We start from the raw sequence: 26,200 nt of genomic DNA, 5'->3' as shown, positions 1-26,200 counted from the left end.
GCGGGTACCTCCTGTTCAGGGTGCAGTTTGACGATTTAAAATGGCCGCCGCAGGCTCTGGCCATATTCAGCGGAAAATTTATTTTTATTTTTGCAGAATTGGAACGACTGCGGTCGTTCCAATTCTGCTTTTTCACGCAAGGGGCCGTAAAGGCCAACAACAAAAGAGATTTTACTGCATCTGCCGGTTTCGGCCCTTCTGGTGAAAATGCGTTTGGAGCGGCCCGCGTTTGCGCAGCAATGAAAGCCCCGGTGGGGCTTTTAAGCGGCGAGCGGTCTGCGTCAGCAGATGGCGGGGCCTTGCCCCGACAAGTTCCGCAGGCCGCGACAAACGCGAAATAAAAAATCTGGATTCCGCTGAACATAGCCAGAGCGAAAGCGGAGGCTATTTAAAATCGAAAAAGGGATACACACCCAGTTTAAAAATAAGTATACCACGTTTTTTGCCTGTGGAAAATAGTCTGCGGATATGTTATGATAAGAAACAACGATATTCCCATAAAATGTTAAAAATGAGGAAGGTAATAGCATGCGTGAAAGTGGAATCCTGATGCCGGTGTCCAGCCTGCCCGGCCCTTACGGTATTGGCTGTTTTGGCAAGGAAGCATTCAAGTTTGTGGATTTTCTGGCACAAGCGGGCCAGAAGATCTGGCAGATCCTGCCGCTCAGTCCCACCGGCTACGGTGACAGCCCCTATCAGAGCTGCTCGGCCTTTGCGGGCAACCCCTATTTTATCGACCTCGACGCTTTGAAGGAAGAAGGCCTGCTCACCGCCGCCCAGCTCAAGGCCGAAAAATGGGGCACAGACCCCAAAGAGGTGGACTACGGCACTTTGTATGTGAGCCGCTTTAAAGTCCTGCGCACCGCCTACGCCGCATGGCGCAAGCAGTGCACTGGGCTGCACGGCTGCAGCTATTACTTCCCGGATGATTACTATGCCTTTACCCTCGCCAATGAGGAATGGCTGGACGACTATGCCCTGTACATGGCCCTGAAAGTGGCCAACGGCATGAAGAACTGGGTGGAGTGGGACAAGCCCTACCGCCTGCGCGACAAGAAGGCCCTTGCTGCCTTTGCCGCCGAAAACGAGGAAGAGATCGGCTTCTGGAAGTTCGTGCAGTACAAGTTTGCGGCCCAGTGGCAGGCGGTGAAGGCCTACGCCAACAAAAAGGACGTGCAGATTTTGGGCGACATCCCCATCTATGTCTCTGCCGACTCGGTGGATGCATGGGTGGGCGGCGCGCTGTTTGAGCTGGATGCCGACGGCGGCTTTGCCCGTGTGGCGGGCTGCCCGCCGGATTACTTCTCTGCCGACGGTCAGCTGTGGGGCAACCCGCTGTACAACTGGGCCTACCACAAAAAGACCGGCTACGCGTGGTGGGTGCGCCGGGTGCGCCACGCACTGGGCATCTACGACCTGCTGCGCATCGACCACTTCCGCGGCTTCGATACCTATTGGGCCATCCCGGCGGACAGCACCACCGCCCGCACCGGCAAGTGGGAGAACGGCCCCGGCATGGAGCTGTTCGATGCGCTGGAAGCTGCCCTTGGCAAGCTGCCCATCATTGCCGAGGATCTGGGTGAACTGTTCCCCAGCGTGCGAAAGCTGCTGGCCGACAGCACCTTCCCGGGCATGAAGGTGCTGCAGTTCGCCTTTGGCGGCGGGGACAGCGAGTATCTGCCCCACAACCACGTCAAGAACAGCGTAGTGTATCCCGGCACCCACGATAACACCACCCTGACCGACTGGTGGGAGAACGGCGCTTCCGAAAAGGAAAAGGCTGCCGCTGCCGCTTATCTGCACCTGACCGGCGTAAAGCCCACCGTAAAGGAGCTGGCGGCCATCCGGACCGATGATGTCCGCATCGCTCTGCTGCGCGCAGCGCTGGGGTCGGTGGCTGACCGGGCCATCATCCCCATGTACGACTGGCTGGGTCTGGGTGCGGAAGCACACCTGAATACCCCCGGCAAGCTGGGCGGAAACTGGGCATGGCGCGCCGCTGACGGCTTTGCCGCCAAGGCACTGGCCAAGACCATCCACGACGAGTGCAGTGTGTACTGCCGCGTATAAACAGAAGGCACAGAGCGGCGGGAGCTTGGCAATTTGACGAAAATGTAAAAACTCCGGCAGAAAATTGTGCGTTTTGCTGGTAAAATCGGAAGCTGAATGGTATAATGTTGCTAAAGCGGCATTATGCCATTTTTCTTTACCTGATGCGTTCCCGGCATTTCCGGAAACAGGGCGGGCGCGGGATGCATAATGCGGCAGATGGTTCCTGAACGTATGGGGAACAGGTGACTGCACGCGGGATACGGGAGCGCCGCGTGCGCAGATGATGGGGAAAAATACATGAAGAAAGAATGTACCGAGCAGGATCTACGGGAACTTGCGCGCTCAGCGCAGGCCGTATTTGAGGCAGTGACCCTGACCGAAGCACCGCTTTGTGACGGCTGGCAGGACGATGGCCTGCGGGTGGACTACGAGCTGCGCAATGGCCGTGTGGACTGTGTGCTGCACCGCAGAGTGGAAGCGGACGGCAAATGCTGGGAGCTGGAAATGTGCGCACCGCTGGCAGGCAATGTGCTGCCGGAAGAGCGCATGACGCCCCGGGAGCGGGAACTGTGCCGCGAGGATATGAGCCACGATTTCCTTACCGGCGTGTACAACCGCCGCTATCTGGAAACGGTGTTTGCCCAAAAGCTGGAGCAGTGTGCAGCGCAGGGCCGCAAGGCGGCTGTGGCGCTGGTGAGCATCGACAATGGCCAGAAGCTGCGGGATACCTACGGCCAGCCTGTGATGGACCAGCTGCACTGCTTTGTGGGCAACCAGTGGAAAAAGAACTTTGATACCCCTGCGACCCGCGTGGTCTGCCGCCTGACCGGCAGCATCTTTGCGGTGGGCTGTCTGGACGCCGACGGCAAGCAGCTGGCAGAGGAAATGCAGAACCTGTATCGGCAGATGCCCCGGGAATGCATCACCACCACCGGCATGATGCGCCGGGTGCCCTTTACCCTGAGCTGCGGCGTGGCGAGCCTTGAGGATGTGCAGGCCAAGAACTGGCAGGCACTGTACGAGTTGTGCGATGCACGCCTGCGGGAGGCACAGAACGCCGGCGGCGATCAGATGCGTGCAGAATAAAACCAGTGTATAAAATCCCCCTTTTGGCGCAGACTAAGGCCAGAAGGGGGATTTTTTGTATGGAAAACCAGAAAAACGACAACCTGAACCTGCTGGAAGCCGTGGTGCAGAATACCGAGATGGGCAAGAACACCTTGGAACAGATCGTGCCGATGACCGACGATGTGCAGTTCAAGGCCGAGCTGCTGCGCCAGCGCAATGTGTACCACCAGCTCAATCAGGAAGCGCACACCGCCATCGAGGCCTGCGGCGGCACCGCGCAGGGGCAGAGCGCCATGGCAAAGCTGAACACGAAAATGGGCATCAGTATGAAGACCCTCACGGACAAGTCCACCCGCAATCTGGCCGAGATGCTCACACAGGGCAGCGGCATGGGGGTGGTGGACTGCGTAAAGGCCCAGAAGGATTACCCCAATGCCGCGCCCGGCGCAAAGCGCCTTGCCCAAAGACTGCAGGAGTTTCAGGAGGATAGCCGGGTAAAGCTGGAACAGTTCTTGTAAAAGAAAACCCTCTCAGGCTCACTTTGTTCGCCAGCTCTCCCGAAGGGCGAGCCATTGGCAAAACGGAAAACGTTTCCGGAATGTCAAAAGCTCCCCCTTTCGGGGGAGCTGGCAATGCGAAGCATTGACTGAGAGGGTTCTTTTTTACAGTGCTTCCACCATTGCTGCCACGATCTTGGTGGCGGTGGCTACATATTCCGCAATGCTGAACTTTTTCACCACCAGCACCTCGTGGCCGTCCTCGTCAGCGTTGTCGCTCATGGCGCGCAGGATGACGCAGGGCACACCGTTCTTGGCGGCGATCTGGCTCACAGCGGCACCTTCCATCTCCACGCAGTCGGGGGCGCATTTGGCTTCAATGGCGGCCTTGGTTTCACTGTCGCCCACAAACAGGTCGCCGGTGGCGATCTTGCCCACCAGAGCCTTCACACCCGCTTCGGCGCAGGCTTTTTCGGCGGCAGCGATCAGCTCCGGGTCGCCGGTGTATTCCTTGAGGAACGGCGGGTTCTGGCAGATCATGTCCAGCTGAGCGTCATGGTACAGCACGGTCTTGCCGATGACCACATCGCCAATGCCGATCTTCGAGGTCATATTGCCTGCGATGCCGGAAAAGATGATCTTCTCCGCGCCGAATTTTGTGATGAGCACCTGAGTGGTGGCGGCGGCATTGGCCTTGCCCATGCCGGCACAGCACACCACCACCTGTTTGCCGGCCAGCGTGCCCTTGTGGTAATCCACGCCGCCGTAGGGCTCCACGGTGACATTCTCCAGCTTTGCACACAGCTGATCGACTTCATCGGGCATTGCGCCCATAATACCGAAAATCATAGGAAACCTCTTTTACGATTTTAAATGGCCGACGCGTGCGCTCTGGCCATATATAGCGGAAAGTTATTTTTGATTTTGTAAGTTCCAAAAGCCTGCGGGCTTTTGGAACTTACTTTTTCACGGGAAGGGGCGAAACCGGAAGTGACATCTTTGCCGAAAATCAGACGTTGAACAGGAACTCGATCACATCGCCATCGTTGACAACGTATTCCTTGCCCTCGGTGCGCTGCAGACCCTTGGCCTTGACGGCGGCGTAATCGAAGTTGTTGGCTTCCAGATCGCTATAGCCAATGACGCTGGCACGGATGAAGCCGCGCTCGAAATCGCTGTGGATCTTGCCGGCAGCCTGCGGTGCCTTGGTGCCCTTGCGGATGGTCCATGCGCGGCACTCCTTCTTGCCGTCGGTCAGGAAGGAGATCAGGCCCAGCAGATCATAGCTGGCAGTGATGAGGTTGTCCAGACCACTGGCTTCAATGCCCATTTCAGCCAGAAAAGCCTTCTTTTCCTCGGGAGAGTAGTCGGCGATATCCTCCTCGGTCTTGGCGCAGATGGGAATGTAGCGTGCGCCCTCTTCCTTGGCGCGTGCGGCCACCAGCGGGACATACTTGTTGTTTTCGATGCCCTCCATCAGGTCGTCCTCGCCCACGTTGCAGGCGTACAGCACCGGCTTTGCGCTCAGCAGACCCATCTCGTGCAGAACAGCTTGCTGCTCGGCATCGCCCTCGTCAAAATCGAAGCTGCGGGCAGGCTTGCCGGCGCTCAGGTGGTCGGCAAGCTGCTGCAGCCATGCGGCTTCGGCGGCAGCGCCCTTGTTGTTGCCGCTCTTGGCGGCCTTTGCCATGCGGCCTGCGCGGTTCTGCACCACCTCAAGGTCGGACAGGATCAGCTCGTAGTCGATGGCATCGATGTCAGCAATGGGGTCCACGGCCTCGGCCTTGGAAACATCCTCCACCACGTGGATGATGTTGTCATCGTCAAAGCAGCGCACTACATGCACAATGGCGTCGCACTCGCGGATGTGGCCCAGGAACTTGTTGCCAAGGCCTGCACCCTGGCTGGCACCCTTCACAAGACCCGCGATATCCACGAACTCCACGATGGCAGGGGTCTTTTTGTTGGTCTGCCAGATCTCGGCCAGCTTGTCCAGACGCTTGTCCGGCACGGCTACGATGCCGCTGTTCGGCTCGATGGTGCAGAAGGGATAGTTTGCGGCTTCTGCGTTCTTGGTGGAGGTGATGGCATTGAACAGAGTGGACTTGCCGACGTTCGGCAGGCCGACGATACCTAATTTCATTTTATTATACTCCTTGCGAAAAAGATTTTACGCTGCGGTAAAAAGCGATATTATAACAGGATAATTGTAGCACAATGGACGTTTTTTCTCAATACTCACTTAAGCGGAAACGAAAAGCCGCCCGCGGAAGAGCAGTGCTGCTTTTCCACGGGCGGTCCTTATGATTCAGGTTGTACGGGCCTTACTTGCTGATGGTAAGGGTGCCGGACGCGGTCTCCTCAAAGTGGCTGGCGTAGAATTCCTCCATCAGCCGGATGAGAGAAACGATGTCCCGGGCACCGGCGGTCTCGTAGCAGGAGTGCATGGCCAGCTGGGGCAGGCCGATGTCCACGCAGTTCATGGATACCTGTGCCATGGCAAGGTTGCCCAGAGTGCTGCCGCCGACTTTATCGGAACGGTTGGCAAAATACTGCAGCGGGACACCGGCGCGGGCGGCAAGCTCCTTTGCCACGGCCATGCTCATGCCGTCGCTGGTATACTTCTGGCCGGCGTGCACCTTGACCACAACGCCCTCGTTCATGTAGGTGCAGTTGTTCACATCGGTATATTCCGGGTGGTTGGGGTGCACGGCGTGGGCGTTGTCGGCGCTGAACATGAAGCTGGAGGCCACCGCACGGTGGAAGTCCTCATCGCCGGGGCAGACGTTCTGCGCGATGCGGTGCAGTACATCGTACAGGAAGGTGGAAGCCGCGCCCTGCTTGGTGCCGGAACCCACTTCTTCGTTGTCGAAAAAGGCGGCAACATTGATGGACTGGGCGCTGTGTGCTTTCAGGAAACCCTTCAGGATGCCGAACACGCACTGCTGGTCATCCAGACGGCCGGAGGAGATGAACTCCTCATTGCAGCCCCAGACGGCGGCCTTTTCGCGGATGCAGAGGAACAGGTCGCTGCCAAGGATCTGCTCTTCTGCGACCTGCAGCTCAGCGGCGACCAGCTTTTTCAGCACGCCTTCCTCGGCGGCACCGCCCAGCAGGGGCAGCATATCCACCTGCTTGTTGTAGGAAGCCTTGTCGTTGACCTCGCGGTTCATATGGATGGCCACGCTGGGGATCATCAGCAGGTCGCGGTCCAGCGTGAGCAGGCGGGAGGTGATGGCATCGTTCTCCTTTATCAGTACGCGGCCTGCCACCGACAGCGGCCTGTCCATCCATGTGGAGCAGATCATGCCGCCGTAGCCCTCGGTGTTCAGCTTGGTGTACTTCCGGCCCATGTGGATCTCGGCGTTTTCCTTGATGCGGAAGCAGGGGGAATCCGTGTGGGCAGCGGCCACGTTGAAGCTGTAGTTTTCCAGCTGCTCTCCCATGCGGAACGCAAGGATGCTGGAGCCGTTGCGGCAGACAAAATAGCTCCCGCCGGGTTCCAGCTGCCACCGGCGGCTCTCCAGCAGCTCGGAAAAGCCCTCCTTCAGCAGGATGTTCCGGACGGATGCAGTGGTGTGGTATGCGGTAGGATTGCCGTCAATGAAGGACAGCAGCTCCTGTACTTCTTTTTCGATCATTGGAAGACCCTCCATGGATTTATCGGTTTGGATGCTCCTATTCTACTTCTGCGGTTTGCGCTTTGCAATAGCCGGCCCTGCGGGCGGGGAAGAATTTGTTTTACATTGCGCGGGTTCTATAGTATACTATTCCTGTTGGTAAATATCGAATCGACAGGAAAGGCAGGGAACCGTCATGGAACGCAGCGATCCGCGCTATCAGGCGTATGTGGAAATATTAAAAGAGGAGCTCATCCCGGCAATGGGCTGCACAGAGCCCATTGCACTGGCTTATGCTGCGGCCCGGGCACGCGAGGTGCTGGGCGCACTGCCCGAGAGCGTGCAGCTGCAGGTGAGCGGCAGCATCATCAAAAACGTGAAGAGCGTCATCGTGCCCAACACCGGCCACCTGAAAGGCATGGAAGCCGCTGTGGCAGCGGGCATCATTGCCGGTTCGGCAGACAGAGAGCTGGAAGTCATCTCCGAGGTCAGCGAGGACAAGAAGGCTGCCATCCGGGACTATCTGCAGACGGTGCCCATTTCCATCCAGCACATCGAGCAGGGGCATGTGTTCGATATCATCGTTACCGAGCGCAGCGGGGATTCCTACGCAAAGGTGCGCATTGCGGATTTTCACACCAACATCTGCCTGATCGAAAAGAATGGCCGGGTGCTCTACGAAAAGCCGCTGCTGAACGAGGAGGCCCAGCGGGACAGCCGGGCCGACCGCAGCCTGCTGAACATGAAGGACATCTGGGACTTTGCCGAGACGGCCGACCTGCAGGATGTGGCGGACCTGCTGGAACGCCAGATCCGCTATAACAACGCCATTGCAGAGGAGGGCCTTCTGGGCGACTATGGCGCGAACATCGGCCAGGTACTGCTTTCTACCTACGGCAACGATGTGTCTATCCGGGCCAAGGCCAAGGCGGCCGCCGGTTCGGATGCCCGCATGAACGGCTGTGAGCTGCCGGTCATCATCAACTCCGGCAGCGGCAATCAGGGCATCACCTGCTCGGTGCCGCTCATTGAATATGCCAAGGAGCTGCACAGCGGCAAGGAAAAGCTTTACCGTGCCCTCATCATTTCCAATCTGGTGGCCATCCACGAAAAGACCGGCATCGGCACCCTGTCCGCCTACTGCGGCGCAGTCAGCGCCGGTGCGGGCGCTGGCGCGGGCATCGTATATCTGTGCGGCGACGGCTATCAGGCCGCCATCCACACGGTGGTCAATGCGCTGGCCATCGTGCCCGGCATCGTGTGCGACGGCGCAAAGGCCTCCTGCGCGGCAAAGATCGCATCCTCGGTGGACGCGGCCTTGCTTGGCTACAACATGTACAAGTGCCATCAGGAGTTCAAGGGCGGCGACGGCATCGTGATGAAGGACATCGAGACCACCATCAAGGGCATCGGCCGTCTGGGCAAGAACGGCATGAAGGAGACCAATGAGGAGATCATCCGGCTGATGATTGAGTAAGGCCGGGCCGGAATTGTGAAAAAATCATACAAATCCTTCTTTATTTTGTCATAACTCTTCCGTATAATAAGAAGTGGAATACTTTGCTGCTCTGCCTGCCCCGGCGGGCATCCGATAAAATGGGAGGAGATCATTATGGCCAACGAAAAGATCCTCGTTGTGGACGACGATACCAATATCTGCGAGCTGCTGCGGCTGTACCTGACCAAGGAGGGCTATCAGGTCACGGTGGCAAACGATGGCGAAGAAGGTCTGGAAAAGTTCAATCAGGTCAAGCCCGATATGGTGCTGCTGGACGTGATGATGCCCAAGATGGACGGTCTGGAAGTGTGCCGCCGCATCCGCAAGGCGGGCAACACCCCGGTGATGATGCTCACGGCCAAGGGCGAGACCTTTGATAAGGTGCTGGGCTTGGAGCTGGGTGCAGACGATTACATGGTAAAGCCCTTTGATGCCAAGGAAGTGGTGGCCCGCATCAAGGCGGTGCTGCGCCGCTGCCAGACCACCACGGCTGCTGCCGAGAGCACCGAGGGCGTGATCGAATTCGACAACCTGCGTCTGGACATGAACAGCTATGAGCTGCGGGTCAAGGGCAAGGTGGTGGAGGCTCCCCCCAAGGAGCTGGAACTGCTGAACTGTCTGGCCTCCCATCCGAACCGCGTCTACACCCGTGACCAGCTGCTGGACGAGGTGTGGGGCTTTGAGTATTACGGCGACAGCCGCACCATTGATGTGCATGTCAAGCGCCTGCGCGAGAAGCTGGCCGGTGCTTCCGACAAATGGGAGCTGAAGACCGTATGGGGCGTGGGCTATAAGTTCGAGGTGCGTCAGTAATGCGCAAAAGTATCTCGGTGGCGTTCTTCTCGCTGGTGTCCACCCTGATGGTGCTTGGCATCGTGCTGATGGGCGCTTCGGAGTGGGTGCTGTTCAAGAACTACTTCGCCAAGGACCGCTACGAAACACTGGATCAGGTGGTGGGCGTCACCCAGCGCACGGCCCAGTATCTGGTCCAGCAGGCGGAGCTGCCGAAAGGCGATGAGCTGGACGCACTGAGCACCAAGCTGGAGATCATCGGCGAGAGCGCGGAGGCCTATCTGTTCTTTACCGACAACGACGGCCGGGTGATGATCGCCTCCAGCCCGGACAAGCTGGAGAGCCTGACCGTGCCGGAAGAAATGATGGAGAAGATCGACGCTTCCGATGCAGACTACTACCATGTGTTCGGCACGCTGGGCGGCATGCTGGACGGGAAAAGCTACATCACGGTCAGCGAAATGCGCAATGAGAACGGCCAGCCCAGCGGCTACCTGTTCCTGTGCTCTTCCGGCGAGCAGCTGACCCAGTTCAAGCAGCAGTTCTGGTCCAACTTCCTGCTGTCGGCCTGTGTGATGCTGCTGTGTGCCAGCATCCTGACCAAGATCCTGATGCGCCAGCTCACCGACCCGTTGCAGAAGGTGACGGATGCCGCCCAGCGCTTTGGCGGCGGTGATCTTTCCGTCCGTGTGGAGGGGGTGGAAGGCGAAGGCGAGGCAGCCGACCTTGCCCGCACCTTCAACCGCATGGCAGACAACATCCAGATGAACGACAACTCCCGCGGTCAGTTCATGGGCAACATCGCCCACGAGCTGCGCACCCCCATGACCACCATCAAGGGCTTTGTGGACGGCATTCTGGACGGCACCATCCCGCCGGATATGCAGAACCACTACCTGCAGCTGGTCAGTGAGGAAACGGGCCGTCTGGCACGGCTCATCCAGAACATGCTGGATCTTTCCAAGCTGGAAAGCGGCGAATATCAGGTGAATGCCCGGATGTTCAACATCTGGGAGACGATCACCGGCGTGGCGCTCTCGGCAGAGCAGCGCATCAACGACGGCATGATCGACATCGACGGCCTGACCATGGACGAAAAGGTACTGGTCTACGCCGACCCCGACCTGATCCATCAGGTGGTGTATAACCTGCTGGACAACGCCATCAAGTTTACGCCTGCGGGCGGCACCATCCGCTTTGGGGTGGAAAAGCTTGGCCCGGAAGCCGAGATCTCCATCTGGAACTCCGGTCAGGGCATCAGCCCGGAAGCGCTGCCCTACGTGTTCCAGCGGTTCTACAAGGAGGACCGCTCCCGCGGCCTGCACGCCCGGGGCGCTGGCCTTGGCCTGAACATCTGCAAGGTGCTGGTGAACCTTTCCGGCGGGCAGATCCGGGTGGAGAGCCAGCAGGGCGAGTGGTGCCGGTTCGTGTTCACCCTGCCCACCGTGGCCCCGAACCCCGGCGGCATGAAGCGCCTGCCGGACGAAGCCGGCGGTGAACCCACCGTGGAAGACCCTGCAAGCATGAAGCCCGTAGAATGAACTTCCAGCCAGACTGCCCCGGACCCGGGGCGGTCTGGCTGTTTTGGCGTGGGGAAACCTTGCCGCCGATGAAACTCCCCCAGTCATCTCGCTGCGCTCAATGCCAGCCCCCTCTGGGATGGGGCCCTTGGCATGGCGGTAAAGCTTCCGGTTAAAGTGCAAATCTTCCGGGCGTGCCAGAGGCTCCCTCTCCGAGGGAGCTGGCAAAGCCGTCAGGCTTTGACTGAGGGAGTTTACTTCGCAAATGGACAGATCTTTCCAAATACGTCATTTCCGTGAAAAAGCCATTGGCGGGTTTGATTTTTTGCTCGTTTTCATGTAAACTAAAAGATAACCATGCCCATGCTGTTTTTGCGGTTTGAAACCGCCAGCATAATGGGACAAATGGGAATAAGAAATTATAAAATAACGGAGCGTAAAGATAGAATATGGCAATCGTAAGTCCTTCGATCCTTTCCGCTGATTTTGGCAAACTGGGTGCAGACTGCCGCATGGTGCTGGATGCCGGTGCACAGATGCTGCATTACGACGTGATGGACGGCCACTTTGTGCCCAACATCAGCTTTGGCGTGCCGGTGCTCAAGAGCCTGCACAAAAATCTGCCGGATGCCTTTTATGATGTGCACCTGATGATCAGCCATCCGCTGCAGTATGCGGAAGCCTTTATCAAAGCCGGTGCCACCCTGTACAACTTCCACCTTGAGTGCGAGGACGATATCCAGGCCACCATCGATGCCGTCCGGGCGCTGGGCTGCAAGGTGGGGCTGACCATCAAGCCCGGCACCGAGCCGCAGGCGCTGGCACCGTATCTTGACCAGCTGGATCTTGTGCTGGTGATGAGCGTGGAGCCCGGCTTCGGCGGGCAGAAGTTCATGCCCTCGGCGCTGGACAAGCTGCGCTGGCTCAAGGCAGAGCGCGAAGCGCGCGGCGCACACTATCTGCTGGAAGTGGACGGCGGCGTGGACAATGCCACCGCGCCACAGTGCGTGGAAGCGGGCGCTGATATTCTGGTGGCGGGCAGTGCAGTGTTCGGCGCAGCAGACCCTGCTGCAGCCGTGCAGCACCTCGTCAGCCTTTGAAAGGATAACCATTTATGGATGAATCTTTGATCCGGGAGCAGGAGGCACAGCTCCAGAAGACCGGCCGCTACTATAAGCATATCTGCTTTATGGCGGTGCCGGTGCTGTGCATGGCCTGTTTTCTGTACGGTGTGCGCCCGCTGCTGCTGTGCGGCATTGCGGTGCTTACCGGTAACCTGTGCGACCGTCTCGTTTCGCTGCTGCGCCGCCGCGTGTATCAGGGCAGTGACTTTTCTAACGAGAGCTTTGCGCTCGTCATTGCCCTGCTGATGCCGGTGACGGTGGATATCTATGTTCTGATCGCCGCAGTGATTGCAGGTGTGCTGATCGGAAAGGAGATTTTTGGCGGCTACGGCAGCTACCCCTTCAACCCGGCTGCTGTGGGCTATGTGGTGGCGGCAGTGTCATGGCCGGAACAGGTGTTCCGCTATCCGCAGCCCTATACGAACATCCCTTTGTGGGACACCTCCATGGTGCCGGTCTCCAGCGCCATTGAGGACACCCTGCGCAGCGGCGGCATGCTGAACATCGGCTCGCTGGCGCTGGGTCTGGGCGAGTATGCTGCTCCCATGGGCACCGGCGCTGCGCTGGTGATCCTTGCCTGCGGCCTGTTTTTGTGGACCCAGAAGGATGCCCACATGTCTGCATCAATCAGCTTTCTTGTGACCTGTGCGGTCATTGCGTTCTTCTTCCCGCGGCAGGCGGGCCTTGCCGACAGTGCCGTGCTGTCAAATATCCTGCCCCGCCTGCAGTGTGTGCGGGATGAGCTGCTGACTGGCGCGATCCTGTTCAGCGCGGTGTTCCTGATCAACGAGCCTTACACCTGCGTGCACCACCGCATGGGCCGTGTGTTGTACGGCGTGCTGGTGGGCGTTGTGAGCATGGGCTTCCGCTACTATGGCGTGTACGAGACCGGTGTGTGCTTTGCGCTGCTGGTGGTCAACAGTGTGTCGGCATGGATCGACCGCACCGAGGCAAAGCTGTATCACCTGACCCATCTGCAGGCAGATGCCGGAAAGGGGGCAGCACAATGAGACGCGCAACGGCTGAACTGATCGTAAAAGATCCCAACAAGTTTGCCCACCACGACCGTGTGTTCCTGAATAACCCGGTGGTCATGCAGGGCATGGGCCTTGCCCCGCTGGTGGTGCTTGCCACCAGCGGCCAGAATGCGGTGATGCTGGCGGTGGCGGTGGCGCTGCTGCTGGTGCCCTCCCGCGTGCTGGCCTGTCTGCTGAGCCGCCTTGTGCCCCTGCACGACGAGGACCCCGCTCCGGAAACGCTGCAGAAAAAGCTGCTGCCCCGTGCACTGGTGTACGGCTTCAGCACGGCGGTGGTGTATCTGGCGGTGTATCCCATCCTGAATATGCTGTTCAGCACCAGCCTGCTGAGCCTTGGCATCTACCTGCCCCTGCTCACCATGGAGCCGCTGCTGACCTACCGCTTTGGCCGCGTGCAGGAGACGGTGCGAAAGGCTGTCTCCAAGGGCCTGCGCATCACGGTGGGCTATGCTTTGCTGCTGGTGCTGCTGGGCTGCGTCCGTGAATGGCTGGCCGCAGGCACCATGTTCGGTGTGGTTGTCAGCCGCCCGGTGCTGCCCATGGCAAGCATGCCGGCAGGCGGCTTTATCGTGCTGGGCGTGCTGTGCGCCGTATGGCGTGCACTGGCCCAAAAGCGCAAGGCATATCTCACCAAAGAGGCACGCAACCTTGTGGATGTGCATTCCCAGAAGGAGGCGGACCGCGAACAATGAGAGATGTTGTAACAACAAGCGCAGTGTTCTTCAGCTATGCACTGCTGGCGGTGTTCGCGCAGAACGCTGTCTTTACCCGTGCACTGGGCGTTTCGCGTCTGGTGCAGCTGGTGGGCGATGACCGCACCAGCAGCTGGCTGTTCGGTATGCAGCTGTGCATCACGCAGGTGCTGGTAACGCCCTTTGCGTGGTATGCCGGCAGCCGGATCGCGCCGCTGGCAAACCGTGCCCAGCTGCGCCCGCTGGTGTATATTGCCAGCATTGCCGTGGTGTGCGTTCTGGAGCACGCCGTGCTGTGGCTGGCGAAGGGCCTGCCGCACCGCAGCGCATTGCTGCGCATCGTGCCGCTGGCGGGCCTGAACAGCTGTGTGCTGGGCACTGTACTGGTGGAGCGCACCCAGAGCTTTACGCTGGGGCAGAGCCTTGGCTTTGGCCTTGGCAGCGGCCTTGGCTATGTGCTGGCGGTGCTGCTGGTAACGGAAGCCCGCCACCGCCTGCGCAGCAAGGCCATCCCGGAAGCATTCCGCGGCCTGCCCATCACGCTGGTGTATATCGGCGTGCTGGCACTGGCGATCTATGGTTTCACCGGACATTCTGTGATCCTGTAACATTGGCAGGGAGGAGAATCGACAATGGCAAAGTATAAACGTCAGAAGGTCAAGCGCTACCGCCGCAGCTTCTACAGCCGCGGTACACGCATCAAAAAAGGCATCGGCATCGTGGTGCTGGTGCTGGCGGTGCTGGGCGCAGCCTGGCTGGCAGCACCCCACGTGCTGGACTGGGCTACCCACACCTGGTATACTGTGGTGAAGAACCGTGATCTGGAAGCTGAATCGGCATCCCGCGCAGCCGCCTCGTCCGAAGCGGCTGCATCCTCGGCGGTACAGGAAGCGGCTTCGTCCCAGCCGGAGCCGGAACAGCCCAAGGAGCTGGACGGCAAGGCCATTACCGGCGGCAGCTGGGCCGCAGTGGATGTGAGCACCCTTGCCGATGATGCGGCCATCCGTGCAGCGGTGCAGCAGCTCAAGGCGCAGGGAGCGGATTACGGCCTTGTGACCCTGAAAACACCGGATGGCAGCATCTGCTACGCTTCGCAGGTGCCGGCTGCCGCCCAGAGCATTGCCGACACCACCGTGGACCCGGCCCGCATCGCGGCCATCTTCCGGGAAGAGGGCGTGATCCCTGTGGCCCAGCTTGCAGCCTTCAAGGACCCCATCTCCTCCCGCACCGACCGCAGCATGGCCATCCACTACGGCGACGGCCTGTGGCTGGACGCCCAGAAGGACGGCAATGCATGGCTGAATCCCTACTCCGCTGCGGCAGTGGAATATGTAGGCGATCTGGTAGCCGAGGTGCAGGGCATGGGCTTTGAGCAGGTAGTCCTGACCAATGTCCAGTTCCCGAAGCTCAGCCGCAAACAGGACTACGGCGAGACCAGCGGCGTTTCCCGCGCGGATCAGCTCAAGGCGGATATCGCCGCCCTGCAGAGCCGCTTTGCGGGCAGCATGACCCTGTGGTTCAGCTACACGCTGGATCAGTGCAATACCAACAGCGTGTCGCTGGATGTGCCCGCTGTGACGCTGGGCATGGACAACCTGCTGGTGACGGCAGACAAGGCGATGGACGCCGACAGCCGCACCGCACTGGAGCAGTCTGCCGCCGGACAGGGCGTGCAGCATCTGGTGCTGCACAGCGCCGACATTTTCCAGTAACGTCTCTGGTTTTATAAGAGGGAGGAATCTGCTATGAATACCAAATCCTGCTTTGCACCGGCCCACATCCTTCTGCCTTCGGAGCAGATCCCACTGGAAAAGTGGGGCTGCATTGCCTGCGATCAGTTCACCAGTGACCGGGATTACTGGCAGAAAGCCGAGGCTGCCGCGGCAGGCAGCCCAAGCACCCTGAACATGATCCTGCCGGAGGTCTATCTGGAAGACGGCGATGCCGATGCACGCATTGAGAAGATCCATGCCACCATGGATGACTATGCCCGGAACGTGCTGACTCGCGCGGTGGACGGCTTTGTTTACGTGGAACGCACCGAGCAGAGCGGCAAGGTGCGGCAGGGCCTTGTGGGCATGGTGGATCTGGAAGCCTACAGCTACCGCCGGGGCGAGAAATGTACGGTGCGTCCCAGCGAAAGCACAGTGGAAAGCCGCATCCCGCCCCGCATGAAGGTGCGCACCGGTGCCGCGCTGGAAACGCCCCACATCATGATGCTGGCGGACGACCCCGGCTGCACCCTCATCGAGCCGGTGGCGGCGCATAAAGCCGAACTGCCCAAGGTATACGAGGGTGAGCTGATGCTGAACGGCGGCCACATTGCGGGCTGGGCTGTGGAAGACCCTGCCCTCATTGCGCAGATCGAAGATGCGCTGGCTGTGCTGGGCAGTCAGGAAGAATTCGACAAAAAGTATCCGGATGCCACCCGCCGCGACCCGCTGACGCTGGCCGTGGGCGACGGCAACCACTCGCTGGCCACTGCAAAGGCCTGCTGGGAGGAGCTGAAAAAGACACTCACACCGGAGCAGGCAGCAAACCATCCGGCCCGCTGGTGTCTGGCCGAGGTGTGCAATGTGCACTCGCCTGCGATCGAGATCGAGCCGATCCACCGCGTGCTGTTCAATGTGGACTGCGCAGCGGTGCTGCTGAGCCTGATCACGTGGAGCGATTCCAATATGGCCGGCTGCAGCTTTGGCGGCAGCAAGCAGCAGCCCTTCACGCTGGCCGGGCCGCACATGTCCAACGTGCTCAGCTTTGAGGACCCAACCGCACCGCTGACCGTGGGCACCATTGACGAATTTATCGAATACTATCTTGAGCACCACAAGGAAGCCCGCGTGGACTATGTGCACGACGAGCCTGCTGTGCGCGCCCTGTGCAAAAAAGGTGCTGTGGCATTCCTGATGCCGCCGTTTGCCAAGAGTGACCTGTTCAAAGGCGTTGTGATGGGCGGCGTGCTGCCGCGCAAGACCTTCAGCATGGGCCACGCAGAAGAAAAGCGGTACTATGTGGAGTGCCGGAAAATTACGGAATAATTATTGGAGAACCATGACATTTAAAGAATTGAATCTGTCCGCCCCGCTTCTGCGCGCTGTGCAGGAGGCAGGCTATGAGACCCCGTCGCCCATTCAGGCGGCGGCGATCCCGCCGGTGCTGTCCGGCCGGGATCTGATGGGCTGCGCCCAGACCGGTACCGGCAAGACGGCTGCTTTTGCGCTGCCCATGCTGGACCGGCTCACGGCCAATGCGCCCCGCAGAAAAGGGGCCATCCGCGCCCTGATCCTGACCCCTACCCGTGAGCTTGCTTTGCAGATCGGCGAAAGCTTTGATGCCTACGGCAAGTATCTCAAGCTGCGCAGCACCGTCATTTTTGGCGGCGTGGGCCAGGCACCGCAGGTGGAAGCGCTGAAAAAGGGCGTGGACATCCTGATCGCCTGCCCGGGACGGCTCAACGACCTGATCGGTCAGGGATTTATCGATCTCTCAAACCTTGAGATCTTTGTGCTGGACGAAGCCGACCGGATGCTGGATATGGGCTTTGTGCACGATGTGAAGAAGGTGATCGCAAAGCTGCCCGGGGAGCGTCAGAACCTGATGTTCAGCGCCACCATGCCCACCGAGATCGAACAGCTGGCCGCAGGCATCCTGCGCAAGCCCGCCTTCGTCAAGGTGGACCCGGTGTCCAGCACCGTGGACCGCATCCAGCAGAGCCTGTACCATGTGGAAAAGGGCAACAAGAAATTCCTGCTGCCGTGGCTCATCAAGAACCTGCAGCCCCCGGTGGTGAACGCGCTGGTGTTCAGCCGCACCAAGCACGGCGCGGATAAAATTGCAAAAGACCTCACCAAGCAGGGCATCCCGGCGGCGGCCATCCATGGCAACAAGAGCCAGACCGCCCGCGTGACCGCGCTGGAAAACTTCAAGGCCGGTAAGACCAAGGTGCTGGTAGCCACCGATATCGCCGCCCGCGGCATCGATATCAGCGAGCTGTCCCATGTGTTCAACTACGACCTGCCCGAGGTACCGGAGACTTACGTGCACCGCATCGGCCGCACGGCCCGCGCCGGTGCCGACGGTACGGCGGTCAGCTTCTGTGCACCTGAGGAGCAGGAGTATCTGGCAGGCATCGAAAAGCTGAACCGCCGCAAAATTCCCGTGGTGAGCGGCCACCCGTGGGACGGCGTGCCCGCGCCGGTGCGCCCGGAGCCGCCCGTGCGCGGCAAAAAGCCCAAGGCAGCCGCCGCTGAACCGGCAGAAAAGCCTGCCGCAAAGCAGCCGAAGCCCGCAAAGGCCGAAGCAAAAAACGCAAAACCTGAAAAAAAGGCTGCACCCGCACCCAAGGTGCAGGCAAAGCCCGCAAAAACCGAAAAAGAGGAACCACTCATGGATGATACCAAGCGTACTACCGGCGGACGCAGCAATGACCGCCGTTCCAATAATAACAGCCGCCCGCGCCGGGAGCAGAACGCTCCTGCCCGCGGCAGCAATGCGCAGCCCAAGTTTGACCCGCATTTTGTGAGCGCCCCGGAGGCCACTCCGCTGCGCCCGGCCAAAAAGACTCCGGCTGCACCCGCCGCCCCGGCCATCCGTACGGCTGCACAGCCTGCTCAGCAGAACAGCAGCATGCAAGGCCAGAAGAGCCGTCGCAATGACCGCAGCGACCGTCCGGCCCGCCAGAACAGCCAGCCTGCCGCCCAGAGCCAGAGCGCAGAGCAGGGCCGCGGTGCAAACAACGGCCAGCGCGGCCGTCAGAATACGTCCCGCAATGCGCAGCCTGCACCGGCCCGTGCCCCCAGAGCGGAGAGCAGCCGCCGCGGCCGTGCCGCTGCTGCAAGGGACGAAGACCCGGGCCTTATGCTCATCAGCCGTCGTCCGCCGCAGCAGAAGTTCACGAACTTTGAGGAGTATATGAACGCCCACGGCGGTGCAACTGCACCCATTGAGGACCACAGCGACGAAGTATGAGCAAAAATGAACCGTTTGCCCCATGGCAGTGCCCGCTGTGCGGGGAGAAACTGACCGGCGACAGCACCCTGAAATGCACAAAAGGCCACTGCTTTGACCGCGCCAAGGAGGGCTACTGGCATCTGCTGCCGGTGCAGAGCATGCGCACCAAGGCCCCCGGCGACAGCAAGGAGATGGTGGCCGCCCGCCGTGCGTTCCTGAATGCCGGATACTACGGCATCTTTGGCAAAGCGGTGGGTGAGCTGTGCGCAGAGTACGGCCAGCCTGCCAGCCCGGAGGCGGCGCTGCATCTGCTGGATGCAGGCTGCGGCGAGGGCTGGTACGACCGCTGCATCGCGCAGGCGCTTGCCGAAAAAGGCCGCCGGGTGCAGCTGGCGGGTTTTGATATCGCAAAGCCTGCGGTGCGTCTTGCGGCCAAGGCCCTGCCCACGGCACAGTATGCGGTGGCATCCAGCTTCAGCCAGCCGGTGCGCACCGGCTGGGCCGACCTGCTGCTGAACTGCTTTTCGCCCTTTGCACAGGAGGAATTCCTGCGGGTGCTGCGCCCGGGCGGACGGATGATCTATGTGGTGCCCGGTGCCGAACATCTGTACCAGATGAAGGCCGTGCTCTACGAAAAGCCCTATAAAAACCCGGTGCAGCAGATCGCCTATGACGGTTTTGCCGCCATTGGGGAACGGGAAGTGACCGGCCGCGTCACAGTGCCCCACGAACAGCTGGAAGCGCTGTTCGCCATGACACCCTATTACTGGAAAACGCCGCGCGGCGGGGCGGAGCGCCTTGCTGCGCTGTCCCAGCTGGAAACCGATATCTCGTTCCGGTTCCTTGTATTTGAAAAGCTGTAATGATAGCAGTTTGCGTTTTTAATGCACAAGCAACATCCGCAAACTGCATATCGCAAATATGCCGTTTTAATAGGCACTATTTTTGAAAATTGCGATAAAAAGCAAAAAACGCTCGTCATGCAGAACTGTGTGACGAGCGCTTTTTTGCTTCAGTTTCTGTCAAAAGCCCCGTCCCCGAGGGGGCTGTCGAGCGAATGCGAGACTGGAGGAGTTCCGTGTGATAGGTCGTCCACGAAAAACACCACTGCCCCCACCGCCGGAGGATAGGAGAAGTCCGGCAGGTGAGGGCAGCAGTGCTGTATCAGGATAGAGAGATCGCTTAGTGTTTTTCGCCCTTGGGCAGCAGACCGGCACGCTCCAGGGCCGGACGCAGGGCGAGGTACAGGATGACCGCACACACGGTGGAGGCCACGCTGTTTACAAAGGTGACGCCGCCTGCAATTTTGGTCAGCGCCTGCGCCACGGTGTATTCCTGACCAAAGATGTACACATTGCGGAAGTAGCCAAGGAACGGGTCGGTCAGCACGTTCAGCAGCAGGCCGGAACCGGCAGAAACGATCACCTTGACGAGATAGCCGGAGCTGTGCTTGTCGAGGTCGCGCAGCTTGAATGCCTTGTGCGCCACGGCACCGCAGGTGACGCCGATGATGAACTTGAGCACAAAGGTGGTGACGGCGTAGCCCGGGTCACCGGCCAGAATATCGGCCAGCGCCAGACCAATGGCACCGGCCAGACCGCCGGACACACCGTCCAGCAGCAGGGCGGTCAGGGCGGTGAAGGTGTTGCCCAGATGGAACGAAGAACCGCCGTAGAACGGCACACGGAAGAACAGATAGGCCACAAGGCTTAAAGCAGCCATGACACCGGTCAGGGCCAGCTCCTTGGTGGTGAAGGTGCGCTTGTACAGCACACTTGCAAACAGAATGACGATGACAACGACTGCCAGAAGCAGCCACATTGCAGTAGTAGACATGATTTACTCTCCCTCCAAATTTCCGTTCCCGCGGCACCAAAGCCCCACTGGGGCTTTGATTGCTTCGCAACCACTTACCTACAATCCTACTTGACATTTGGGTGTCCAGCGGGTATGCTCCTATTATACGCAGAACTGACACCATGAAAATACCCAGAATAAAGTTTTTTAATGGGGTCAGTTTGATGCAATACCCAGACAGGAGGGATAATTTATGGTCCATCTGACCACGGCGCTGGATGCTTCTTCTGGCGTGCCGCTGTACGAACAGCTGTACCGCAGCCTTGCCGGAGAGATGCGAAGCGGCACCCTTGCGGCGGGCACCCGGATGCCCGGCAAGCGGCGGCTGGCGGCAGAGCTGTCCGTCTCGGTGAATACGGTGGATGCCGCCTATCAGATGCTGGCGGCGGAAGGGTATCTGGAATCGCGGGAGCGCAGCGGCTTTTATGTACAGGAATATCTGGCCCTGCCGTCCCGGCCTGCCGGCGGGCCGGAACAGCCCGCACCGCCAAAACCGGAACCGCCTGCGCTGCCGGTGCGGTACGACCTTTCCACCCGCGGGGTAGACCCGGAGCTGTTCCCGTTCCGCACATGGGCGCGGCTGCAAAAAGAGCTGCTCTATTCCTCGCCCCAGCTGCTCACCCACGGCGATGCGCAGGGCGACCCGGCCCTGCGGCAGGCGCTGGCGGAATATCTCTCTGAATACCGCGGTGTGCAGTGCGGGCCGCACCAGATCGTGGTGGGCGCGGGATTGGAATATCTGCTGGGCCTGCTGGCACCGCTGCTGCCCGGCCCTGCAGCGGTGGAAACGCCGGGCTACCCCCGTGCTTTGCAGGTGCTGCAGAACAACGGTGTGCACTGCTGCTGCCTACCGGTGGACGAGGACGGCCTTTCGGTGGAAGCACTGAACCGGTCGGATGCAGCGGTGTGCTACGTCACGCCCAGCCACCAGTTCCCCACAGGCGTTACCATGCCTGCGGGCCGCAGGGCCGAGCTTCTGCACTGGGCAGCCCGCAGGCCGGGCGGGCGGTATATTATAGAAGATGATTACGATTCGGAGTTCCGTTTTGATACCCGGCCTCTGCCCAGCCTGCAGGGCATGGCGGGTGCAGACGGCCCGGTGGTGTACCTCTCCACCTGCTCCCGCAGTCTGGCTCCCAGCATCCGTATCGCCTATATGGTGCTGCCGGAGCATCTTCTGCCTGCATGGCGGAAAAAATACCGCCTGTACTCCGGCACGGTGAGCCGGTTTGAGCAGCAGACGCTGGCCCGCTTTATCACCGAGGGCTACTTCACCCGGCATCTGGCCCGGGAACGTGTGGCCTACAAGGCCCGGCGGGACGCACTGGCGGCAGCGTTGAACACTGCCTTTGCTCCCGGCGAGCTGACCCTTGCGGGCCTGCACACCGGACTGAACCTGCTGGCAAAGCTCAAAGACCCGCCGCCGGATGCTGCGCTGCGCTGCGCGGCGGAAGCCGAAGGCGTGCAGCTGAGCCTGCTGAGCGATTACGACCTGACCGGAGAAGCACCCTCAGCGGCGGGCACGCTGGTGCTGGGTTATGGCTCGCTGAAGGACGAGGCCTGCGCCTCGGTGGGTGAAACATTGAAAAAGGTCTGCATGGCAGCGCGGGAAACATCCGTGACCGTGTAAGTGCCGCTGGCGGCATTCCACTGGCCGGGCAGGGCCTGCGCCGCCACAGCGGCGCTGTTGTTGGCAAGAAATTCCAGTGTGCGTTCCAAAGCGTCATAGTCCAGCGCGGTCAGGTCGGTGAGCAGGGCCGAACTGCTGGCACGCAAGGCATCCGGCAGGGTGGCGGGCAGCAGGTCCAGATCCTGCCGGAGAAACGCATCCCACACGGCAGCGCGGGCCGCTGCGGTGCGTACTGGTGAAAAGGCTTCGTCGGCCTGCAGCTGGCACAGGAATTCGTGCGCGTCCCCGGCGGAAATGCCCTGCACGGCCCGGCTGCGACCATAGCGGGCAAGCTCTTCCTCGGTCAGTGCGCCGGTAAAGCCCACCCGCACCGGCCCGTACCGGCTGGCAATGCGCTCCAGCACATCGGGAGAAAAGGCCAGATACCTTGTGCCCTCCGGCAGGGCCAGCACCTGTGCCAGCGCTTCGCGGCAGCGGGCAGGGCCAGCGGCGGCATAGCAGCGGGCAAGGGATGTTTCTTCTTCTGCAAAAGGCACAGTGAGCACGGCAGGCACGCTGAGCAGATGCACGCAGTTCTGGCTGGCGTTCAGGTAGGCCAGCACAAAGCCGGGCTGTTCGCCGGAGACGCACAGCAGCACAGTGAGCTGGTCGGTCGTCCGGGGCAGCTGGATGGGCACACCGCTCTCGCTGCGGGCAGCCTGCCGCAGCTGGGTGCGCAGCTGCTGACGGGACAGCAGCACCGTGCCGCCCACCAGCGGCACCAGCACCAGCAGCGAAGCAAACAGTGCTGCCCAAAAGGGCTTCCAACCTCCACTGCGCATGGGATACACCGCCTTTCCTTTGCATAAAGCTTTGGCCTGCAGGCAAGACTTTATGCAGAAAAGGAGGCGTTTGCAGATGAAAAACAAAAAAGAGACAGCACCGACCACAGAGAAAGAACGGGAGAACTTCTGGCTGGAGATCGGCCCCGCCAGCGCCTATTACGGCACAGATTCTTACGAGACCGCGAAAGAAAACGGCGATGCCAGCCCGGATGGCAAAGCCCGGGGGTTTGAAGGCGCAGAGCCGAAAGAAAAGTAAAATAAATTTATGGCAGCGCTATGATGAGGGAGGATAAAAGTAATACCAAAACAAAATTCATCTGTCGGCATAACAGATGAAAAAGCAGCGTATGATATACAAAATGTCTTGCGCACAAGGACAGAATATGGTATAGTCTTTCTATCGCGCACAACTGTGCGCCGGAAGAACTGAAAAAGACGTGCACGGCGGGGAAAGACCGTGCACTCTGGAGAAGCCCGCTTGTAAAGTGGGTGCCGAAGGTGTAAGGCCGCAGGGAAAGCGGCTGTATCTCTCAGGCAAAAGGACAGAGCCATCGTCTTTGCGCAATGGGGCGCAGCCGGGAATGCGGCGCACCCCGGCTGCGGAAAATGAGAGCGCTCCGAATTTTGCGGGCAGAGCCTTTGGTGGGTTCTGTCCGCTTTTGTTTTGTGTATAGGGGGAAAGAGAGAATGGTCGAGATGATCACGCAGGTGAACAATGCCATCAATGGCGTGGTGTGGGGGCCGTTTGGTCTGGCACTGCTGTTCTGCACCGGCTTCTGGATGAGCGCCCGCACGGGCTTTTTCCAGTTCCGCAAAATGGGCTACTGGCTCCGGCACACCATCGGCGCGATCTTCACCAACAAGGACATCACCGCGCACACCAGCAAGGAGGATATGGCCATCAGCCAGTTCCAGAGCATGTGCACAGCGCTGGCGGGCACCATCGGCACCGGCAACATCGTGGGTGTGGCAACGGCCATCGTTTCCGGTGGGCCGGGTGCCATCTTCTGGATGTGGGTCATGGCATTGCTTGGCATGATGACCAGCTTTTCGGAAAATGTGCTGGGCGTGTACTACCGCCGCAAAAACGAAAAAGGCGAGTGGTCGGGCGGTGCCATGTACTACCTCACCGATGGTCTTGGCGCAAAGAAGGGCTGCAAACAGCTGGGCAAGGTGCTGGCAGTGTTGTTTGCCTGCTTCTGCATTCTGGCTTCCTTCGGCATTGGCAACATGAGCCAGATCAATTCCATCGCGGGCAACATGAACGCTGCTTTTGGCGTACCGACCCTCGTCACCGGCCTGTGCCTGATGGTGATCACGGCCCTTATCGTCATTGGCGGTTTGAAGCGCGTTGCCGCTGTTACCGAAAAGCTAGTGCCGCTCATGGCCCTGTTCTACATTGCAGGCGCGCTCATCATCGTAGTGCTGCACGCGGGCAACATCCCAGCGGCATTTGCGGCTATTTTCAAGGGTGCGTTCAACCTGAACGCGGCAGGCGGCGGTGCGCTGGGCTACGGCATCAGCCAAACCATCACCTGGGGCTTCAAGCGCGGTGCCTTCTCCAACGAAGCCGGTCTCGGCTCTGCCGTCATGGTCAACTCCGCTTCCAACGTCAAGGAGCCGGTGCATCAGGGCATGTGGGGCGTGTTTGAGGTGTTTGCCGATACCATCGTGGTCTGCACGCTCACTGCTCTGGTCATCCTGACCACCGGCGTGGTGGACCTGCAGAGCGGCGCTGTACTGGCCGGTGTGCAGGACAACGCATTGGTGGGTCAGGCCTTCACCGCCGCATTTGGCAGCTTTGGCCCCAAGTTCATTGCTGTTTCCATTCTGTTGTTTGCCTACTCCACTACGCTGGGCTGGAGCCACTACGGCACCAAGGCCGTGGAGTATCTCTTCGGCACCACCGGCAGCCGCATCTACAAGGTGGTCTTTGTGTGCATGACCGTGGTGGGTGCCACCATGAAGCTGGGCCTTGCGTGGGATCTTTCCGATACTTTCAACGGTCTGATGATGATCCCGAACCTGATCGGCGTGCTGGTGCTGTCCGGCACTGTGGTGGACATCACCCGCAACTACTTCGACCGCCGGGTGAAGGGCAAGGACATCGAACCCATGTGGTCGGCTTTCCTGGAGTACCAGAAGCAGGAGGAGGCCGAAGCCGCCGCAGAGGAAGCGGAGCTGGAAAAGGCCGCAAACGAATAAAATACCCAAAAGCAAGGGCTGTCTGTGAATGAGGACAGCCCTTGCTTTTGTCTGCTGCCCTGCCTTATAATAAATTAAAAAAAAACAGGGGAGGGAACAACCATGAGCGAATTTTCCCATCTGAAAAACAAACTCCTTGCCGAACAGGTGGAGGACGAAATATACCACTATATTCTGGATACCCCGCTGGAACCGGGAGCCAAGCTGCCCAATGAATTTGAGCTGGGCGAAAAATTCGGTGTGGGCCGCAGCACGGTGCGCGAAGCCGTGAAGCTGCTTTCCAGCAAGGGCATCGTGGAGGTGCGGCGCGGCTCCGGCACCTATGTGGTCACGACCGCCAAGGGCCTTTCGGACCCGCTGAACCTGCGCAGCGTGCAGGACAAGAACGCACTGGCGCTGGATCTTGTCAATGTGCGTCTGCTGCTGGAACCGGGCATGGCCGAGATGGCAGCGCTGAACGCTTCCGACGAGGACATCGAGCGCATCCAGCGCCTGTGCGACCGGGTGGAGAGCAAGATCCACAGCGGTGATCTGTACATTGAGGACGACATCGCATTCCATACCTGCATTGCCGAGAGCAGCAAGAACATGGTGGTGGAGCAGCTGATCCCCATTATTGATACGGCGGTCATGATGTTCGTGAACGTCACCCACAAAAAGCTGACGGAGGAGACCATCCTGACCCACCGCATGATCACCGAAGCCATTGCCCGGCATGACCCCATTGGCGCCCGGTCTGCCATGGTGATGCACCTGAACTTCAACCGCAACTGCATCCGAAAGCTTTACGACGGCGAATGGGAAACCTGACGCCGCCGCATTTTACGTCCCCGC

The 26,200-nt window shown here is 59.9% G+C and carries 24 protein-coding genes and 1 riboswitch; of the genes, 19 read left to right on the top strand and 5 right to left on the bottom strand.

Features of this window, described 5'->3' with window-relative positions; translation table 11 throughout:
- The first annotated feature begins 20 nt into the window (after window positions 1-20).
- The 4 genes from ACGHP1_RS14465 to ACGHP1_RS14450 all read left to right on the top strand — a co-directional run bounded on the left by ACGHP1_RS14465 (window position 21) and on the right by ACGHP1_RS14450 (window position 3,638).
- A complete protein-coding gene (locus tag ACGHP1_RS14465) occupies window positions 21-341 on the top strand; it encodes a hypothetical protein (protein ID WP_101956509.1) in 321 nt (106 codons plus the stop codon).
- 187 nt (window positions 342-528) lie between these two features.
- Window positions 529-2,070: a 4-alpha-glucanotransferase gene (malQ, locus tag ACGHP1_RS14460; RefSeq protein ID WP_097774173.1), complete on the top strand. Its 1,542-nt coding sequence runs from the start codon at window positions 529-531 to the stop codon at window positions 2,068-2,070.
- A gap of 279 nt (window positions 2,071-2,349) precedes the next feature.
- On the top strand, window positions 2,350-3,138 hold the full coding sequence (locus ACGHP1_RS14455; protein ID WP_390509746.1) for a GGDEF domain-containing protein: 789 nt from the start codon (window positions 2,350-2,352) through the stop codon (window positions 3,136-3,138).
- Between the two features lie 59 nt (window positions 3,139-3,197).
- Window positions 3,198-3,638: a hypothetical protein gene (locus ACGHP1_RS14450; protein WP_044953312.1), complete on the top strand. Its 441-nt coding sequence runs from the start codon at window positions 3,198-3,200 to the stop codon at window positions 3,636-3,638.
- A 144-nt stretch (window positions 3,639-3,782) separates the two neighbouring features.
- On the opposite strand, the gene ACGHP1_RS14445 is transcribed toward ACGHP1_RS14450, so the two are convergent.
- From ACGHP1_RS14445 to ACGHP1_RS14435, 3 genes are all read right to left on the bottom strand, one after another.
- Entirely contained in the window at window positions 3,783-4,466 is a 684-nt protein-coding gene (locus tag ACGHP1_RS14445) for a 5'-methylthioadenosine/adenosylhomocysteine nucleosidase (protein WP_097774171.1), read from the bottom strand.
- A 160-nt stretch (window positions 4,467-4,626) separates the two neighbouring features.
- Entirely contained in the window at window positions 4,627-5,760 is a 1,134-nt protein-coding gene (gene ychF, locus ACGHP1_RS14440) for a redox-regulated ATPase YchF (RefSeq protein WP_097774170.1), read from the bottom strand.
- A 181-nt stretch (window positions 5,761-5,941) separates the two neighbouring features.
- A complete protein-coding gene (locus ACGHP1_RS14435; protein WP_390509744.1) occupies window positions 5,942-7,258 on the bottom strand; it encodes a M18 family aminopeptidase in 1,317 nt (438 codons plus the stop codon).
- Between the two features lie 175 nt (window positions 7,259-7,433).
- Here ACGHP1_RS14435 and ACGHP1_RS14430 point away from each other — a divergent pair, with 175 nt between their 5' ends.
- From ACGHP1_RS14430 to ACGHP1_RS14380, 11 genes are all read left to right on the top strand, one after another.
- Window positions 7,434-8,714, top strand: coding sequence for a serine dehydratase subunit alpha family protein (locus ACGHP1_RS14430; RefSeq protein ID WP_390509742.1), 1,281 nt, complete (start codon window positions 7,434-7,436; stop codon window positions 8,712-8,714).
- A 135-nt stretch (window positions 8,715-8,849) separates the two neighbouring features.
- Entirely contained in the window at window positions 8,850-9,548 is a 699-nt protein-coding gene (locus ACGHP1_RS14425; RefSeq protein WP_005938284.1) for a response regulator transcription factor, read from the top strand.
- Window positions 9,548-11,068 carry a cell wall metabolism sensor histidine kinase WalK gene (locus ACGHP1_RS14420; RefSeq protein WP_005938288.1) on the top strand — a complete coding sequence of 507 codons (1,521 nt, stop codon included), beginning with the start codon at window positions 9,548-9,550 and terminating at the stop codon, window positions 11,066-11,068. Before ACGHP1_RS14425 ends, ACGHP1_RS14420 begins: the two co-directional genes overlap by 1 nt.
- A gap of 428 nt (window positions 11,069-11,496) precedes the next feature.
- On the top strand, window positions 11,497-12,147 hold the full coding sequence (rpe, locus tag ACGHP1_RS14415) for a ribulose-phosphate 3-epimerase (protein WP_005938290.1): 651 nt from the start codon (window positions 11,497-11,499) through the stop codon (window positions 12,145-12,147).
- Between the two features lie 14 nt (window positions 12,148-12,161).
- Entirely contained in the window at window positions 12,162-13,181 is a 1,020-nt protein-coding gene (locus tag ACGHP1_RS14410) for an RnfABCDGE type electron transport complex subunit D (RefSeq protein ID WP_005938292.1), read from the top strand.
- On the top strand, window positions 13,178-13,900 hold the full coding sequence (locus ACGHP1_RS14405) for an Rnf-Nqr domain containing protein (protein WP_005938295.1): 723 nt from the start codon (window positions 13,178-13,180) through the stop codon (window positions 13,898-13,900). The genes ACGHP1_RS14410 and ACGHP1_RS14405 overlap by 4 nt, the downstream gene beginning before the upstream one ends.
- Complete coding sequence (locus ACGHP1_RS14400) at window positions 13,897-14,508, top strand: Rnf-Nqr domain containing protein (protein ID WP_005938298.1); 612 nt, start codon at window positions 13,897-13,899, stop codon at window positions 14,506-14,508. The genes ACGHP1_RS14405 and ACGHP1_RS14400 overlap by 4 nt, the downstream gene beginning before the upstream one ends.
- Before the next feature lie 24 nt (window positions 14,509-14,532).
- On the top strand, window positions 14,533-15,612 hold the full coding sequence (locus ACGHP1_RS14395; protein WP_390509740.1) for a putative glycoside hydrolase: 1,080 nt from the start codon (window positions 14,533-14,535) through the stop codon (window positions 15,610-15,612).
- 33 nt (window positions 15,613-15,645) lie between these two features.
- Complete coding sequence (locus ACGHP1_RS14390; RefSeq protein WP_005938304.1) at window positions 15,646-16,938, top strand: DUF1015 domain-containing protein; 1,293 nt, start codon at window positions 15,646-15,648, stop codon at window positions 16,936-16,938.
- A gap of 13 nt (window positions 16,939-16,951) precedes the next feature.
- Window positions 16,952-18,868, top strand: coding sequence for a DEAD/DEAH box helicase (locus ACGHP1_RS14385; RefSeq protein WP_390509739.1), 1,917 nt, complete (start codon window positions 16,952-16,954; stop codon window positions 18,866-18,868).
- Window positions 18,865-19,713: a putative RNA methyltransferase gene (locus ACGHP1_RS14380; protein ID WP_005938310.1), complete on the top strand. Its 849-nt coding sequence runs from the start codon at window positions 18,865-18,867 to the stop codon at window positions 19,711-19,713. The genes ACGHP1_RS14385 and ACGHP1_RS14380 overlap by 4 nt, the downstream gene beginning before the upstream one ends.
- 319 nt (window positions 19,714-20,032) lie before the next feature.
- Here ACGHP1_RS14380 and ACGHP1_RS14375 read toward each other — a convergent pair whose 3' ends face one another.
- The gene (locus ACGHP1_RS14375; protein ID WP_390509738.1) at window positions 20,033-20,686 is read right to left on the bottom strand and encodes an ECF transporter S component; all 654 of its coding nucleotides are present in this window, start codon (window positions 20,684-20,686) and stop codon (window positions 20,033-20,035) included.
- A gap of 214 nt (window positions 20,687-20,900) precedes the next feature.
- Here ACGHP1_RS14375 and ACGHP1_RS14370 point away from each other — a divergent pair, with 214 nt between their 5' ends.
- Window positions 20,901-22,337: a PLP-dependent aminotransferase family protein gene (locus ACGHP1_RS14370; RefSeq protein WP_390509737.1), complete on the top strand. Its 1,437-nt coding sequence runs from the start codon at window positions 20,901-20,903 to the stop codon at window positions 22,335-22,337.
- Here ACGHP1_RS14370 and ACGHP1_RS14365 read toward each other — a convergent pair.
- Window positions 22,244-23,158 (bottom strand): hypothetical protein, encoded by a 915-nt coding sequence (locus ACGHP1_RS14365; RefSeq protein WP_390509736.1) that lies wholly within the window; start codon window positions 23,156-23,158, stop codon window positions 22,244-22,246. The genes ACGHP1_RS14370 and ACGHP1_RS14365 overlap by 94 nt on opposite strands.
- 76 nt (window positions 23,159-23,234) lie before the next feature.
- Here ACGHP1_RS14365 and ACGHP1_RS14360 point away from each other — a divergent pair, with 76 nt between their 5' ends.
- The 3 genes from ACGHP1_RS14360 (at window position 23,235) to ACGHP1_RS14350 (ending at window position 26,176) form a co-directional block, all read left to right on the top strand.
- A complete protein-coding gene (locus tag ACGHP1_RS14360; RefSeq protein ID WP_044953367.1) occupies window positions 23,235-23,417 on the top strand; it encodes a hypothetical protein in 183 nt (60 codons plus the stop codon).
- Between the two features lie 198 nt (window positions 23,418-23,615).
- Window positions 23,616-23,717: riboswitch (glycine riboswitch) on the top strand.
- Window positions 23,718-23,848: 131 nt separating this feature from the next.
- A complete protein-coding gene (locus ACGHP1_RS14355) occupies window positions 23,849-25,366 on the top strand; it encodes an alanine/glycine:cation symporter family protein (RefSeq protein WP_390509735.1) in 1,518 nt (505 codons plus the stop codon).
- 102 nt (window positions 25,367-25,468) lie between these two features.
- Window positions 25,469-26,176, top strand: a complete 708-nt coding sequence (locus ACGHP1_RS14350) for a FadR/GntR family transcriptional regulator (RefSeq protein ID WP_097780994.1) — start codon at window positions 25,469-25,471, stop codon at window positions 26,174-26,176.
- Window positions 26,177-26,200: the final 24 nt, after the last annotated feature.

Origin of the sequence: Faecalibacterium sp. i21-0019-B1, from assembly GCF_042852915.1 — a bacterium.
In the GTDB taxonomy this organism is placed as follows: Bacteria; Bacillota; Clostridia; order Oscillospirales; family Ruminococcaceae; genus Faecalibacterium; species Faecalibacterium taiwanense.
Note: the sequence above shows the minus strand (reverse complement) of the source record. Positions and strands in the feature narration are given on the sequence as shown.